Raw genomic sequence first — 16,306 nt, forward strand, 5'->3', positions numbered from 1 at the left:
ACCCATATTGTTTGTTATTACGAAACACCGTTTCGATTAATCTTTAAAAAATCATAGCACAATTTGGAATTCATTTTCAATTTATTTATCTGAAAAATGCGTCTATTATTTTTTATTAGTCGACCCGTACTGTTGTTTATCGTTCAAGTTGTTACCCGAACTAAGAAGTAGCCTTCTCCTTCAACTCTTTTTTTATCTCTACACAGCGACCCGGTGTCGGAAATAACTTCCCAGCATTTAATAGATTTCGAGGATTAAAGACCTCTCTAATATTGGTTTGAGCAATAATTTCCTCATCCTTGAAAACATAGCGCATTTCTTCTTTTTTCTCGATTCCAACTCCATGTTCGCCTGTTATCGTTCCACCTACATCTGCACAAACCTGTAGACATGCACTTCCTGCTTCTAATGCTTTTTCCGTTTCACCAGGAACTCTTGCATCAAACAGGACAAGAGGATGTAAGTTTCCATCACCTGCGTGAAAAATATTAGCAATCCTCAACCCAGAATCTTTACTAATTTGATTAATGCGTTCTAGTACTTCTGGTAATCGACTTCGTGGAATGACACCATCCTGTACTAAATAATCAGGTGAGATAGCTCCCATCGCTCCAAATCCTGTTTTTCGGTTTGCCCACCATCTTGCCCTTTCAGCTTCATCCTTCGCAGCTCTTACTTCACGGACATTTCGGTTTTTACAAACTTCTAATATTTGATTGATTTGCTCATCAATTCCCGCAGATATTCCATCCACTTCAATAAGCAAAACCGCTTCAATATCTTTAGGATGACCCACTGGATAGGCCGCAGCCTCTACTCCTTCAATCGCTGTTTTGTCCATCATTTCAAGTGCAGCCGGAACAATTCCAGCAGAGATAATATCAGACACAGCCTTACTGCCGTCCTCAACTTTATCAAAGTAAGCAAGTACGGTTTGCTTTGCTTCAGGATTTTTTAAAATACGGACCGTTATTTTTGTTACGATACCTAACGTTCCTTCCGATCCAGTCAATAATCCAAGTAAATCATAGCCAGGGGCATCTGGTATTCCGTTTGGGCTGATTTCAATAATTTCTCCATTTGGCAATACAACCTCGAGCCCTAGTATATGGTTGGTCGTTACACCGTATTTCAAACAGTGTGCTCCTCCTGCATTTTCCGCCACATTTCCACCAATTGTACAGCAGTACTGACTAGACGGGTCTGGAGCATAATAATAGCCTTTATCTGAAATAGAATTAGTAAGCTTGAGATTGACAAATCCCGGTTCAACTACGGCACGTCTATTTTCTAGATCTACACTTAAAAGACGCTTCATTCTTACTAAGCTAATGATGACTTCTCCATTAATCGGTATCGCTCCTCCGCTCAATCCCGTTCCTGCTCCACGTGCCAAAAACGGTAACGAGTTGTTTGAGCAATATTTGACAATTTCCGCTACTTCGCTTGTATCTTTCGGAAATACCACAGCATATGGTAAGTGCTTATGAATAGTAAAACCATCACAATCGTAAGCTATTAAATCTTCTTTTTTGTATAAAATAGATTGGGCATTTCCTACAATTTTTGCTAGATTTAAAATATGTTTATCGTTTGTCTTCATCCCCTTTAGCTTCATGATTTCCCCTCCTTACCATCTTCTTTTTGGTAAGCCCAATCTAGTAATTGAACGGTATGGACGATTTTTTGATTTCTACCGTATTTTTTTACACCCATTGCCATCTGAAGCATGCAACCAGGGTTCCCCATGGAAATCATTTCGACATCTTCAGGAACGTTTTCCATCTTACTTTCAAGAACCGCATTAGCCATTTCTGGATTGGTAATATTGTATATCCCTGCACTACCACAGCATCGGTCAGAATTTGGCATATGCACCATTTCTACACCAGGTATATTAATTAATAGATCACGAGGTTCTTGTCTAACTCCTTGACCATGGGCTAAGTGACAGGCATCATGGTATGTAATTCTTGTGTTTAACTCTCCCTTCGGTTTTTCATATCCTGTGTCATACAAGTATTTAGAAATATCCTCTACTTTTTTTGAAAACTCTTCTGCCTTTTCATGCCACTCTGGATCTTCTCTAAATAACTCTGGATATTCTCTTAACATACAGCCACAACCAGCAGCGTTAACAATAACCTTCTCTGAATCTTTGAAAGCCTCAATATTTTGCTTGGCCAGTTTCCTACCCATGTCACGGTCACCAGCATGAACATGCAAAGCTCCACAGCACGTTTGATTTTTCGGGATCACTACGTCATTGCCATTTCTCGTTAATACATTAATAGTCGATTCATTAATATCGCTAAACATAACATCCATTACGCAGCCAGTTAGCATAGAAACCTCGTGTTTCGTTTCTACTTTAGCTCTAATCACGTTTTCATTCTGATATTTTTTTCTGACTGAATCTTTTACTTCCGGCATAATGGATTCCATATCTACTAGATGTTGTGGCATGATATTTATAAGTCCCGTTTTTCGAACCACTTTCTGCAAACCACTTTTTTGATAAAACTTAAGTAAGCTGCCAAGAGTATTTAAACGATTTTGATGAGGAAATAACCCTTCTAAAAATACCTTGCTAACAGCACCCTTCATTCCAGTTAATGGTATCGCCTGACGAATTTGCCCTCTAGCTTCTTCAATTAAACCACCTACATCTACATCAGCAGGACAAGCTGTTGTACAGGCACGACAGTCTAAACAAGCAAACACTGGCTCCATGAAATGCTCGTTTACTTCAAGCTTCCCTTCAGCAACGGACTTGATTAGATGAACCCTTCCACGGGGAGAATGTTGTTCCTGGCCCGTCAAATCATACGTTGGACAGGATTCTAAACACATTCCACAGTGAACACAATCAGCCCATTTATTCTCATCAGGTGGATCACTCCAAAGATAATTACTTAAGCTTTTCGTTGTACATGTAGGATCTAATTTTAGCTCTGATTCGTTTACACTCATCTCTAAATTCCTCCCACGTATCGATTCACATTAAGAATTTGGTTTGGATCAATGGTTCTTTTAATGCCTTCTAATAAGAGAAAATAAGCTGGTTTCTCTCCCCAAGCTTTTACTTTTTGACGCAGATGAAATGGTAGATGTTTTACTACTACATAGCCCCCAATTGTTGACACAAATTCCCTTAAATGTTGAATAGCCGCAGTAACATCTTCGCTAGTACCCTTTAAATGTAGTTGACATAAACCATGACCTAATCCGCCATGTCCCTGAATTTCAAGTTTAAATGCATCGGCAGCTAGTTGACTCTCCTTTAACACAGTTAAAATATCTAAATTGACCACTCCAATTTTTAAAGTAGCCTCTGTTTGCTGTTGGTTAACTAGGTTGACACCATTAGGACCAATGTTATAAAAACGGTTCCAAAAATCTTCTGCTTCCTGTTTTTTTAATAGTGAAAAATTGGAGTTTGCTGGCTGAACTTTTTGGATATATTTTTCCTGATAGTGTACGGAGCTCTCTACATCTTCTAAACTAATTGCTAAAGTATAATTTTCTTTCCCTGTTAGCATTTTTGATAGAGTTGGATTTAATAATTCTAGACAAACAGGCTCCATCATGGAATCTAGCAAAGTAACAGCAAACGATTTTACCTCCTCCATAATTGTTTCTTGAAAGGAAATTAATATTAAACTTTCATACTTTGGTAAAGGTCTGAGCTTTAGAGTTAATTCTGAAATGACACCTAATGTCCCCATCGAACCAATAAAAAGCTTATTCATGTCATATCCGGCAACGTTCTTAACCACTTTCCCACCTGAACGGATCACTTTACCATCCGGATAAACCGTTCTTAGCCCTATAACAGCATCCCTTGCTGAGCCGTACCCTAATCTCTTTGGGCCACTATCATTTGCTGCGATAATTCCACCTATTGTGGCATACTCCGGCCAAAACGGATCTAAGGAAATTCTTTGTTTATACTTGGCTAAGTAATCCTGTAACTCTTTAAAAGGTGTACCCGCCCGTACCGTTAGCGTCATATCACCCACCGTGTGTTCAACAATGCCTTTATAATTCGCTAGTGAAAGTAGAATATCAGCAGACTCCATTTCACCGCCGAAACCTCTTTTAGTACCACCGCTAACAACATTTATCTTTAATCCATGTTGATTAGCAAGTTGTAAAATCTTTGAGATTTCACTTTCTAATGTTGGATAGACGGTAATCTCTCCATTGTTCCCTAGATGGTGAGGGTTACCTTCTACTATGAGAGTATTAGGAAGTAATCCTTTGAGGTCAGCTGCTGTTTTCGTTTCTACCAATGAATACGCACCTCCAATTGTTTGTTACAAAGCAGCGTTTCTATAAAATTACTAAAAAGTTTCATTACCCTTGTTTGGAGCATTCTAAAATACTATTTTGTAAGATTTCTTCCACAAAATTCAGGTGCTTAATCATATTTTCCTTTGCACTCTGTGGGTTGTTATTTTTGATTGATATGAATATTTCTTTATGCTGTTCGAAAATGGTTTGGACAATGGTAGGATCTTGTTGGATAAATTGGTGAAAGTCGTTCATTGCTTTTTTGGTGGTGGATGAGATGAATTGAATTAATTGATGGATGATTTCATTACCTGATGCTTGAGCAATAGTACGATGGAAGTGATAGTCTGATTCCCACCCTGGATGGTCAATGACCTCTTGCATTTCGTTCAGATCTTGATTAGAGCGATTTATGGCTGCCATTTCAGCAATGCCTGCTTCTAAGATTTTTCTTACTTGAAAAAGTTCACTGATATCCTTGGATGAAGGTAGTAAGAGAGTCTGGTTAAATAATTTGTTTGAATTTAATTCAAGTACAAATGTCCCTTCTCCTTGTTTTACATCAACCATTCCCTTTCCTTTTAAAGTGGTTAATGCATCACGAATAGCCGAGCGTCCAACCCCAAAGAGATCACAGAGTTCACGAACAGATGGGAGTTTTTCACCGGGTTTGGCTGCCCCTGAGAGAATCATATTTTCTAATTGTTCAGCTACTGATTCAGACACTTTTTTGACAGCAATTTTTTCTAACATAGATTCACCTCCATTGGTATGGGATATCACATATCAGATATGTTATATCTTACAACGACCCAATCAATAATATGCCTATTTTAATGAAGTTATATTTAAAGCTATTACTAACTAGAGAATAAACAAAAAAGACAAACCTGTATCTTTAACAGATTTGTCTTTTTGATTAGTTTATACTATTGAGGCTGCCCATCTGCTGTTTCTTCTTCAGTAGTTGCTTCTTCCTCTGGTAAATTCATATTTCTATTCTCTTCATATTTTACAAATGCTTCAATTGAGCGGTTCGCGATTTTTTTGTTAATTGGGTACTGGTCATTGGAAGCCCAAGGTACAACTACCGAAATAGCAACCTTAGGATTCTTCGAAGGATAGTATCCAACAAACGTTAAGTTATATGTTGCCTGCCCCCATTTTGAGCGGTCAGGACCATAATAGAAGGTTTGGGCTGTTCCTGTTTTACCAGCTACATCATGCTTGAATGAAGTATACGCTGTTCCACCAGGCTCTTGAACTACTTGACGGAAACCTTCTTGAACCCTCTTAATATCATCTTCAGTGTTTAAAATATTATTTAATACTTCCGGTTGGATAGGCTGAATAATCGGTCCTAAACCAACTTCTCTTGTAGGTTCATGAATACTAGATACTAGATGTGGCTTTACTCTCATTCCACCATTTGCAATGGCTGATACGTACTGCGCCATTTGTAGAGGAGTATACGTGTCGAATTGTCCAATGGACATGTCTAGTAATAGACCTGGGTTAGTCGGATCTCCTTGGAAACCTTTCCCTTCATTAGGTAAATCAATACCTGTAGGAATTCCTAAACCAAACTGTTTATAAATGTTTCGTAACTGTAAGAAAGATTCATTTTTAATTGGTAATCCACCATGCGGTACATAATTTACCCCAGCCATTTTCATAACCGTTTTAAACATATAGACGTTACTTGATTGTTTTAGAGCAGTAAGATCAGAAATATTCCCCATCGTCTTCCAACTCTGTTTTGGTTTTGGAGCTCCAGCTAGATAAACAGGGGCATCATGTAGAATTGTTCCATGTCCAATGGCACCTGTTTGGTAACCTGCTAAAACCGTAGCTCCTTTAATCGTACTTCCTATTTCATATTGACTCGCAAATGTACCAACAGAATAATCTAAGAAGGCACCTCTTTTTTCAGGATCTGTCATTTTACCAGCAATACTGAGAACTTCACCAGAATATGGATCCATCATGACAACAAATGCTCGGTCTAATAATCCGTTCCCTCTTCCTGACTTTGCATCAGCAATTTCTTCTTCTAATATTTTCTCTACCTCTTTTTGAAGTTGAGCGTTCACACTTAATCTTAAATCATTTCCTCTTGATCCTTCTGAGACAAGAACTTCATCTACTACATTTCCGTTGCGGTCTGTAATATATTTCTTCTTCCCTTTTTTCGGATGTAAAAGTTCTTCATACTGATACTCTAGATAACTTTTTCCAACTCGGTCATTCCTTGAATAACCTCTAGAAAGATAATAGCTGCTACGTTCTTCTAAAATCCCTTGTTGGGCAGATGTTACGCTTCCTAATACTGGACGGAACATCTCGCCAAATGGATACTTTCTTTTCCAGTCTGTTAAAATATCTACCCCTGGAAGATAGGCAAGATTCTCTGAGACTTTAGCCATTTCTTCCTTTGTTAACCCTTCTGACTTTAAAATCTGGATTTCATACATATACCCGCTCGTCATTCTCTTGTAGAGAATAGCTTCAGCTAGTTCATTTTTCTTAACGGCTTTCTTTGCTTCTTCAGAAACTCTCTCCACTTGAAGTGCATATGTCTCTTTTGGAGTTAGTTTCAACTCTTCATCAGTTAAAAGCGCTTTAGCTTCCTCTGGATAGGCTGCTAGCCAATAGTCAATTAAATCACGATCTTTGTATTTCTCATTCTTTAAACTTATTAGTTTAGCAAGCTTTCTAGCTACATCAATTTTATCAGCTGCTTTCATACCCGGTTCTTCCGAAAAAGCAACTGCATCCATGCCTTCGTTATCAACGATAATCTCTCCGTGACGGTCAAACATCTTACCCCGTGGCGCCGGAAGGCTTACTACAGTAGCATCTTGGCGAGTAACTTCTTTTTTATACGACTCACCAAATACGATTTGAACTACACCGAGCCTAACAATTAACATCGTAAACAAGCAAAATATGAAAAAGAATAGTAAGTTCAAACGAAAAACTCTAGTTTTCGTATACTTTTTCTTTCTTTGTCTTTCCTCAGGCACCTTTGCAACCCCCTTGTATTATATAACTAAATCAAATAAAAAATTTACAAATACATAGACGATTTTTTAACCAAAAGGTTTTAAAAGAGTAAAGAATTATTTAATCTTTTTAAAACCTCCTCTGCTTATTTCATAATGGCGCATAACATAAAATTTGTAAATTAATAGGTTAATTTCTATACTTCAAGTGCAATTATTTTAACTAATAAGCCTTACTATTATATCAGGGTACAAATAATGTTCCATCTATCAAATATTAGGAAATAGGATGTTGGATATTAATCCCCATAAATACATAATAGTGGCTTTCTATTTAGAAAGCCACTATTACAATATGAATATGAAAATAAGTTACTTTTAGAGATCTTGTGAATTTAATTCTTCAGTTGATTCCAATTTATACATCATTAGTGAGTTTCCAACTAATGTTAATTGGTAGACTGATTTAAATTCCTTATATTTACCTGTACCATCATTATAATAGATTTCATATTCTTCATTCATTTTCACTCTGTATCCATCATCTGTTTCTTCATATGAAAGTAAATTAGCACTTAGCAACTGTTCCGTTATTCCTTTTGAAACTAAATAATCCAGGTAATCTTTGGATTCGTCATAAGTTTTACCATTTGGATCATGGAAATGTTCAACAATCGAGAAGTCACCTTCATTAATTGAATATACGGATGTAGACAAATAGTCATACATGAAATTTTCTAGTTCACTTTCACTATAATTGACTGTTTGTTCTTCCTCAAACTCCTCTTCTTCAAACCAAAGATAGACTTCATAAGAATCAGTTATTTCAATTACTTCTGATTTTAACATTCCATTTTGTCCATTGGCTTCTGCATGTAGCTTTATAGATCCATCAGTGCTAATAGGACCGAAGGAACTTAATTCCGAAACTGTTTTGCCTGTACTCTTTCCATTTACAAAAAGAACAGCATCTTCTCGATTAGAATATAGAGCAATATATTCTCCCTCAATAGGAAGATAAACTTCTATAATATTGCCTGATGCGTTACTTGCGTCAATAGTTTCTTCTGCTTTTAACGTTACATACTCACCTTTATAGATACCTTCAACAAGGTGAGCCCCAGGCAAGAGGTTACCAACTACTTGGTATTCCTCCGCATTATTTAATTTCTTCAGTTTCTCTTCATTAATTTGTACTTCAACATTATCAAAAGGGGATGCAACTTTGATCTTAAAAGGAACAGCTTTTATAGTATATTGTTGATAAAGGAAAAACCTTTTTTCTCCTTTTTTAATTTCTAAGATAGAATTCCCATATTGATCTACAATTGGGTCCGTTTCTCTACTATTATTCGCCTTTCTAAGTTCCTTTTGTAAGCCTTTATTTATTTCATCTAGGTCATTTACAGTTAAGTAGTCTATAAATGCTTCAACACTTTTGTCAGATAAATCGACAGAAGTGCCACCGTCCTTTAAAAGCTTTTGCACTGTCTGAATGTCTCCATCCTTAACAGCTGTCTCAAACTTATAAATGATCTTGTCAGCATTATAGATAGATGATAAAACTAAATGACTTATAACTAGTATAATCGCTAGTATTACAAGCATTAAAACTGAAACTATCATTTTCTTAGATAATTTTGGATTGTTGTTTGCTCTTGTAACCTTTGTTTCTCCCTCTCTTGTTACAGCGATTTCTTTTAATTCAATTTTTGTCCCACAATTGGAACAAAATGGCTGTTGTGAAATAATTTTTTGACCACAATTTTTACAGAAAGCCATTCCTATACTCCTTTTAACTCTCTTTTAGTTTCCGTAACCATGTTCCTAAATAAGCTAACAAAAATGCAAATAGGAAACTACGAATAAATGTACCTACCGGACTATAGCCTAAGAACATCCCCATTTCCATTTTCTCACCTGAGGAATAGGTCATATCTTTAAAAATCCCTGAAAAACCTAAATCGGTCAAGGAAGCAAGTCCACCCATTAATAACGCATATATAATGCTAAAAACCGCCAATTTTATATACAGCTGGTTACTCTGTTTTGCAATGTTAAATCCTGCCCATAATAATAATAAAATTGGTACAAGTAACCCTAACTTTAAATATAGACTTACATCTGAAGATTCAAATACTTTCTCTAACATATAAATGTCGCTGTCCTTTGCTTCTCCATCGGTTGTAAAGCCAGAGAAAATAGAGTATGTAATAGAACCTTTTTCTCCCTCTTCGTTTAATGAAAATGTTAAAGGTACCAAGTGAAGCAAGTTCCAAACATATGAACCGATTTGTGCTCCCGTAGTAGTAATAAATATATAACTCTTGTCTAAAAGTTCTTCTAAAGGAGTTGAGTTAATAATAAAACCAAGGTCATCTTTAAATTCTTTTACTTTAACTGATAAGATTGCTATAACTACTACGATTGTTAAAAGGACACCTCTAACCACTGTAGAGAAAGCTTGGTGTACTGCTTCACCATACGATGAGAACTCCGCTAAATGACCTGTGGTCTTACGGTAGTTATTAGCGAATAATGTACCTAGTCCTGCGAAAATAAAGGCTAAAACAAAGCCTAACAGTAAGGAAGTAAAGAATGAGTAATCAGTACCTATATCAACGGAAATATTAAAATATTCCTCATTAAACTTTTCCTTGAAACTAAATCCTGAAAATAAAGAAACAATAGACAGTATTAATGCGTATAGGATGGAAAAAATAAGAGTAAGACTAAGTTTGCTACTATTAGATCGGTTTTGGACTCCTAATACAACTCCACCTATGAACAAAGAGATAAAAGGAATTAATAAATAGATAATTGAACCATTTTCAATCTTTAGTTCTCCCTTCATACTTCCTTCTTCACCATCATAATCCCCTTTTATTTCCATATTGAAATTCAGGTTTTGAAGGTTTGAAAGCATGACCATATCCATTATTCCAAAGATTTCATCCATTTTAGGTATGTCTTTATCTGTTTCTTCTGCTAACATATCAAGCATGTAATTAATGTCAAATTCCTCAGTACCTTCTTCTACAAGACTATTCATAAAGTTTTGAGAAGTAGACAACACAGCAAATGCTAGTAAAAAAAGTACAATAAATGAAACGATAACTGGAATAATAGCATTTTTAATTGTACCAAGACTAAAGCTTGGAATTTTAATAGAGGAATTTAAATTTTCTTTTAACTGACTTACTTCGACCTTCGGAACAGTAACTCCCCCTAGGGCAACAGCTTTACTTTTGGCAAACTGCGTCATACTGCTCCCACAACTTAGACAATAATTATCTTGCCCATTCCCTTTAGAACCGCAATCCTGACAAAATTGCCTTTTTCCAGATGCTTTGAATTTAACATTTATCGGGGATAACAGTGTCCCATCATTTATACAATATAAAGATTTAGGAGAGCCTTTCTCCCCACATGTTTTACAATACATTTTTACGCCTCCTTAACCAGCTAAACGATTTCCACAACAGCTACAAAATGCTCCATTAACAGGAACCTGTTCTTCACAAGTTGGGCAAGCTGCCATTTCTGCTACTTCTGTAACCTCTACTCGCTCTACCTTCTGTCCACAGCTTCCACAGAATTTATCATCGCTTGTAAGTGACGTACCGCATCCTGAACATGAACTATTATGTTCTGTTTTCATCTTAAGTTGAGCTAACATTACTTGAGCCTTGTAAATTGTTTGGTCATATTCAACCACTTCTTTACCAATATTATGTAAATCTGAATCTTGAATTTCTCCACTTCTAATCTTTCTATATATTGTTTCCCCAAGCTTAAAAATTACTTCTGCTCTTTTTTCTGCCGTTTCACTTATTAATTTGTTATATTGGCTAATCTCTTGAGCAATTTGAAGTTTTTGCTTTCCTTGTTGTAAAGAATCTTGAATCTTATTAATTCCTCCACCAAGCTTTGTCTGTAGATCACTCATACTTTCTTCCCCCTCTTTTTTTAAAACATTAATATTCTACCATGTTTTATCTTACTAAAGGAGTAATTTCTTGAAAAAAATCCCTTTATTTTTGGGTAATTAATTCCTTTTAAGTGTTAATTTAACAAGAAATATATCCTCTTAACCTATGATATGCTATGTTAGAATCAAAAAGGACTATTTTACTTGTTTTGGTAACTCATCATAATTGAATAGGCTTAATTACCCATTAGTTAAATTGTTCCATTTTTTAACAGTTTAGTCGTCTATTTACTTTTCAGAAATGGCGTTGAGCTACCAAACTATAAGAATAGAACCTTCTAAATTTATTTGGATATATCGGGGTGATAACATGAGTTTTTGTAAAAATTGTGGAAATGATTTAGGTAATAATAAGTCATTCTGTACAAATTGCGGTCAAAAAATAGAAACTATTCAAGTTAAAAAATTATTTTGTAATCATTGTGGAGAGGATATCACTGAGAATGGAGCTCACCAATGCACTACTAAATTATCTCCAACCATTTTTTCTCAGACTGAACGAAAAGAAAAGAGATTATTAATTAGCCTCTCCATTTTTATCTTTATCCTAATAAGTGGCGGAACTGGATTTTTCTTTTACGTTAAAGCAGCATCTAATCCAACACAATTAATCAACCAGTACATTACAGCACTCAAATCCGAAGATATTGATACTCTTGCATCACTAACGATCCAGCAAGATACTAAAAAAGGGATTGGGCTTACTGCCATGCAAACACTTGTTGAGCAACTTAAAGAGCAACCTGAGATTTTAAAAAATGTAGAGAAAAATTTAATAGAACAGAAAGATAGCCTAATTAAAAATAATATCAAAGACACAGAACCATTTATATTTAAAGTAACAAAGAAGGATAAGAAGAAATTATTATTTGTGGAACAATTTGAAATAGTAATTGTACCTGTTACTTTAAAATTATCAATAGATTCAGATGCCCAATTGTTTATTAATGATAGAGAAATAAACAGAGCTGAGAAAAGTGTTAGAACTATGGAGAATCTAATGCCTGGTATATATACGCTTAAGGCTTTAAAAAATAATGAATTTGGTCACTTTGAAGCAAAACAAACAGTTCCATTATGGAATAGTCCTACTGAAGAAATGGAGCTAACCTTTGACCAAGATTATATTATTGTTGAAAATAAATATAATGAAATGACTCTATATATCGACAATGAGGAATTAACTTCTAGTGAACCTGAAATTAAAATTGGTCCAATCCCAGCAGGTAAAAAGGTTACAATTCAAGCTGTTGTTAATTTCCCCTGGGGTGAAGTATATTCGAAAAAACATGTTGCAAGTGCAAAGGACAGAGTCAACCCTAGTTTTGATAATGTCTATACTGAGATAGAATCTGGTATATATGAAAGTATTCTTAACTACAATAAATCATATGTTGATGCAATTACATACTTAGATTCTTCGTATTTAGTAAACGTCTCTGAAAATAAATTGGAAGAAACGCTAGAAATTATTCAAGATTTAGAAAATAGGGACATTTATTATGTAGGAGAATTAAACAGTCTTGTTTTTGATTCATCTACCTTTACACTAAAAGAAAACGATAGTGAATATGAAGTAAAGGTGAATGTTGAAGAAAATTACCATAGTGGATGGGTTAAGAGAGGTTCAGAAGAAGAACCTGATTTCGAAACAAAAAAATATTACTATACTTATACACTGAAATACGACACTTACGCAAATACTTGGAATGTAACAAACACAAAAAAATTAAAAAAGACAAAAATAAGCAAACCATTTGTTTACCGACCATAATTATTAATATATAAAAAACTCATCTTCTCAATAAAGAAAGATGAGTTTTTTATATAACTATTTTATCTGTACTAACCAAGTCCCCAAATCTTCGTCAAAAAATGGTTTGGATGCTGCCGACATGACTTCGCCGTATGAATCCACAAAGATGTTTCCTTCAGGATCAATCATTCTAAATTGGTCGCCAACGTCTAGGCTCTCATAGGGTACTTCTTCCCAATTTCCATCTCTCATAATTTCGATTTTATGTAAATCCATGCCATTCATGCCTAAACACCCCTTTTAGCCATCTATTTGTTATTAATATTTATAACAAAATTCTCATTGTTTTATACCATATCTTACTCTTTCTTTATTAAATCTTTACAATTTGTCCGTTCCTTTTCGCTCCACTAACTGCTTAGAATGTTAAGTATCAATAAATCCAATAGTGACAAAACTGTAAGGTTCATGTAAGGATAAGTTATGGTTGCCTGATTTGAAATTTTTTATATTAAACCTATAAGGCGAAAACAGCCTACATATAACAATTTTAAATAAGGGGAAATGACGATGGAACCAGTTTTACATGCAAAAGGGCTTAGAAAGGTTTACGGTTCGAAAGGGCATACGTATACAGCCGTTCAAGATATTGAATTAGATATCCATAAAGGGGAATTTGTTGGGATCATGGGTCCCTCTGGGGCAGGAAAATCTACGCTCCTAAACATTCTATCCACCATTGACTCTCCAACATCAGGAACATTACATGTGAATGGGAAAAGAATTCATCAGTTAAAAGACGAAGAATTGTCTAATTTTCGAAGAGATAAACTTGGCTTCATTTTTCAGGATTTTAATTTATTAGATACCTTAACAGTGAAGGAAAACATTTCTCTCCCTCTCGCCTTAGCTAACGTTGCATCAAGAGAAATCGAAAGTAGAGTGAAGGAAGTAGCAGCCATCTTTGGAATCGAACGAATTCTAAACAACTATCCATATGAGATTTCCGGTGGCCAGCAGCAAAGAACTGCTACAGCGAGAGCCATTATTACAAAACCAAGCTTAATTTTCGCAGACGAGCCAACGGGTTCACTCGATTCTAAATCTGCCTTTAACTTGCTACAAACTCTAACACACCTAAACGTACAAGAACAAGCAACTATTTTAATGGTAACTCACGATGCCTATGCAGCAAGTTTTTGTTCACGTGTTTTATTTATTAAGGATGGAGCTATCTATACAGAAATTCGTAAAGGAGAAAAAAATCGCAAAATTTTCTTCCAACAAATTATCGATATTTTGACGACTCTCGGGGGTGGTCAACATGACGCTATTTGATATTGCAAAAAGAAACCTTAAAACGAATTCTAAACAGTATTTGCTCTATTTTTACCCAATGGTGTTCAGCATTGTTATATATTTTACTTTTGTATCTTTACAATATAATGAGCAAATTCAGGCATCTGCCACCACTTTAGGTAAGATTGAGCCTGCCTTCTTAATGTCTTCCATATTGCTATTTATATTTGCAGCTATTTTTATTTGGTATTCAAATGCCTATTTTACACGAAAAAGAAAAAAGGAAGTCGCTTTATATTCTCTTTTTGGGATGAAAAAGAAACAAATTGCACAGCTTCTATTTTACGAAAATTTAATTTTAGGAATGATTGCTCTAGCCATTGGTATTGTAATTGGTACACTGTTATCCAAGCTATTTGTCATGTTACTCATGAAGTTAATGGGATTTACTTTAATCACTTCTTTCACATTATCTTCTAAAGCAGTCATTCAAACCATAATAGCATTTATGACCATTATTATGATCACATCTGTATATAACTATATGTTAATTTATCGACATTCATTGTTACAGCTCTTTAAAGCGGAAAAACAAGGAGAAAAAATTCCGAAGTCAACAAGTATTATGGCTATATTCTCCCTCCTTCTTCTTGGAACTGGATATACGTTAATCCTTCAACCAAGTGATTCGGATATTTGGTCAGAGCTAGGTGGACTAGTCTTCTTAGGTGCATTACTATCAATGATTGTAGGAACTTACTTTTTCTTAAATTCCTTTATCTTGTTCACATTAAAAAGGCTTTCAAATATCAAAAGCGTTTATTTAAAAGGAGTGAATTTAGTTAGTATTTCTCACTTATTATTCCGAATTAAAGGGAATGTTCGAATACTAACTGTGATTGCTTTATTAAGCACCTTTACCCTTTTTGCGACTGGAACGACTTTTAGCCTATATTACAATTTAAATAATATTACGGATTCAAACTTCCCCTTTAGTATTATATATACCGTACAAGATGAGAAAAAGGAGAAGGAGATTAAGAATCTTATTAACAATAGCTCACAGCATGATGTAAAACTTTCAATTAAAATTCCTTATCTAAAAGGAACAGGTGACCTTACTTCAACATCAAGATATCCAAGTGACTATCCTGTTATTGTCATATCAGAAACTTCTTTCATGGAAATGGGGCATCATACACCATTAGACTTAGGAAGCAACGGAGCCCTTGCTTTTAACGATGGAAACTTAGACCAAAATAAGGACCCTTACACAAATAAAGACATTCAAATATTAAATGAAAAAGTCAAAATTATATCTTATGAAAAGTATTCCTTAGTAAATCACTCTATTTTTCATTTCCCAATCGTTATAAGTGATGCACTTTATCAAAAACTAAGTACACAATTAGAATCAAAAGAGTTACAGCTATACAACATAACAAATGAAAAACAGGCTAAAGAACTGACAAGTAAAATTCAATTAACTCTTTATGACTCTGTAAGAGATCCTGATTTTATCCAGGACAACATATTTTCAAGTTATTATGATCAATATCAAAAAGGTCTAGAAACATACGGAATTCTAATCTTTATAAGTGGCTTCTTAGGTTGCATATTTTTATTGGCGACAGGCAGTATGCTTTACTATAAACAATTGACCGAGGCTGTTCAAGATCAACAACGTTATCAAATCCTTCAAAAAATAGGGATGAATCAAAAGCAAATACGGCTTTCAATCGCCAAGCAATTAGTTTTAGTATTTTTACTTCCTCTGTTAGTGGCTATCTCACATAGTACCGTTATTATTCAAGCCATTTCTAACTTTATTCAAATAAACATGGCTTTACCTTTTGCAATTACAATCGGATTGTATATCGTTATGTATTTTGTCTATTACTTATTAACTTTGAGTAAGTATCACTCACTGGTTAATAAATAAAAATACGGCTTTTCGGC

Annotated in this window: 12 protein-coding genes; 3 read left to right on the forward strand and 9 right to left on the reverse strand. The window is 34.9% G+C overall.

Translation table 11 applies throughout. From position 1 onward, the window contains the following. Positions 1-160 precede the first annotated feature (160 nt). The 8 genes from SM124_RS09745 to SM124_RS09780 form a co-directional block, all read right to left on the reverse strand. The gene (locus tag SM124_RS09745) at positions 161-1,618 is read right to left on the reverse strand and encodes an FAD-linked oxidase C-terminal domain-containing protein (RefSeq protein WP_322446335.1); all 1,458 of its coding nucleotides are present in this window, start codon (positions 1,616-1,618) and stop codon (positions 161-163) included. Beyond that, positions 1,615-2,973: a (Fe-S)-binding protein gene (locus SM124_RS09750; protein WP_322446336.1), complete on the reverse strand. Its 1,359-nt coding sequence runs from the start codon at positions 2,971-2,973 to the stop codon at positions 1,615-1,617. The genes SM124_RS09745 and SM124_RS09750 overlap by 4 nt, the downstream gene beginning before the upstream one ends. Positions 2,974-2,975: 2 nt before the next feature. Next, positions 2,976-4,295, reverse strand: a complete 1,320-nt coding sequence (locus tag SM124_RS09755; RefSeq protein ID WP_407691393.1) for an FAD-binding oxidoreductase — start codon at positions 4,293-4,295, stop codon at positions 2,976-2,978. 64 nt (positions 4,296-4,359) lie between these two features. After that, positions 4,360-5,049, reverse strand: a complete 690-nt coding sequence (locus SM124_RS09760) for a FadR/GntR family transcriptional regulator (RefSeq protein ID WP_322446337.1) — start codon at positions 5,047-5,049, stop codon at positions 4,360-4,362. Positions 5,050-5,225: 176 nt separating this feature from the next. Next, on the reverse strand, positions 5,226-7,322 hold the full coding sequence (locus tag SM124_RS09765; protein ID WP_322446338.1) for a peptidoglycan D,D-transpeptidase FtsI family protein: 2,097 nt from the start codon (positions 7,320-7,322) through the stop codon (positions 5,226-5,228). Positions 7,323-7,679: 357 nt separating this feature from the next. After that, positions 7,680-9,083, reverse strand: a complete 1,404-nt coding sequence (locus tag SM124_RS09770) for a zinc ribbon domain-containing protein (protein WP_322446339.1) — start codon at positions 9,081-9,083, stop codon at positions 7,680-7,682. A gap of 13 nt (positions 9,084-9,096) precedes the next feature. Beyond that, positions 9,097-10,746, reverse strand: coding sequence for a hypothetical protein (locus SM124_RS09775; protein ID WP_322446340.1), 1,650 nt, complete (start codon positions 10,744-10,746; stop codon positions 9,097-9,099). Positions 10,747-10,758: 12 nt separating this feature from the next. Beyond that, positions 10,759-11,250, reverse strand: coding sequence for a zinc ribbon domain-containing protein (locus SM124_RS09780; protein WP_322446341.1), 492 nt, complete (start codon positions 11,248-11,250; stop codon positions 10,759-10,761). A 352-nt stretch (positions 11,251-11,602) separates the two neighbouring features. Here SM124_RS09780 and SM124_RS09785 point away from each other — a divergent pair, with 352 nt between their 5' ends. After that, entirely contained in the window at positions 11,603-13,066 is a 1,464-nt protein-coding gene (locus SM124_RS09785) for a YvbJ-related protein (RefSeq protein ID WP_322446342.1), read from the forward strand. 57 nt (positions 13,067-13,123) lie between these two features. On the opposite strand, the gene SM124_RS09790 is transcribed toward SM124_RS09785, so the two are convergent. Next, entirely contained in the window at positions 13,124-13,333 is a 210-nt protein-coding gene (locus SM124_RS09790; protein ID WP_322446343.1) for a hypothetical protein, read from the reverse strand. Between the two features lie 285 nt (positions 13,334-13,618). Between SM124_RS09790 and SM124_RS09795 the strand changes: the two genes are divergently transcribed. Further along, positions 13,619-14,386 (forward strand): ABC transporter ATP-binding protein, encoded by a 768-nt coding sequence (locus SM124_RS09795; RefSeq protein ID WP_322446344.1) that lies wholly within the window; start codon positions 13,619-13,621, stop codon positions 14,384-14,386. Further along, positions 14,373-16,289, forward strand: a complete 1,917-nt coding sequence (locus SM124_RS09800; RefSeq protein ID WP_322446345.1) for an FtsX-like permease family protein — start codon at positions 14,373-14,375, stop codon at positions 16,287-16,289. The genes SM124_RS09795 and SM124_RS09800 overlap by 14 nt, the downstream gene beginning before the upstream one ends. Positions 16,290-16,306 lie beyond the last annotated feature (17 nt).

The sequence above is a fragment of the Robertmurraya mangrovi genome (assembly GCF_034427655.1).
GTDB classification, from domain to species: domain Bacteria; phylum Bacillota; class Bacilli; order Bacillales; family Cytobacillaceae; genus Robertmurraya_A; species Robertmurraya_A mangrovi.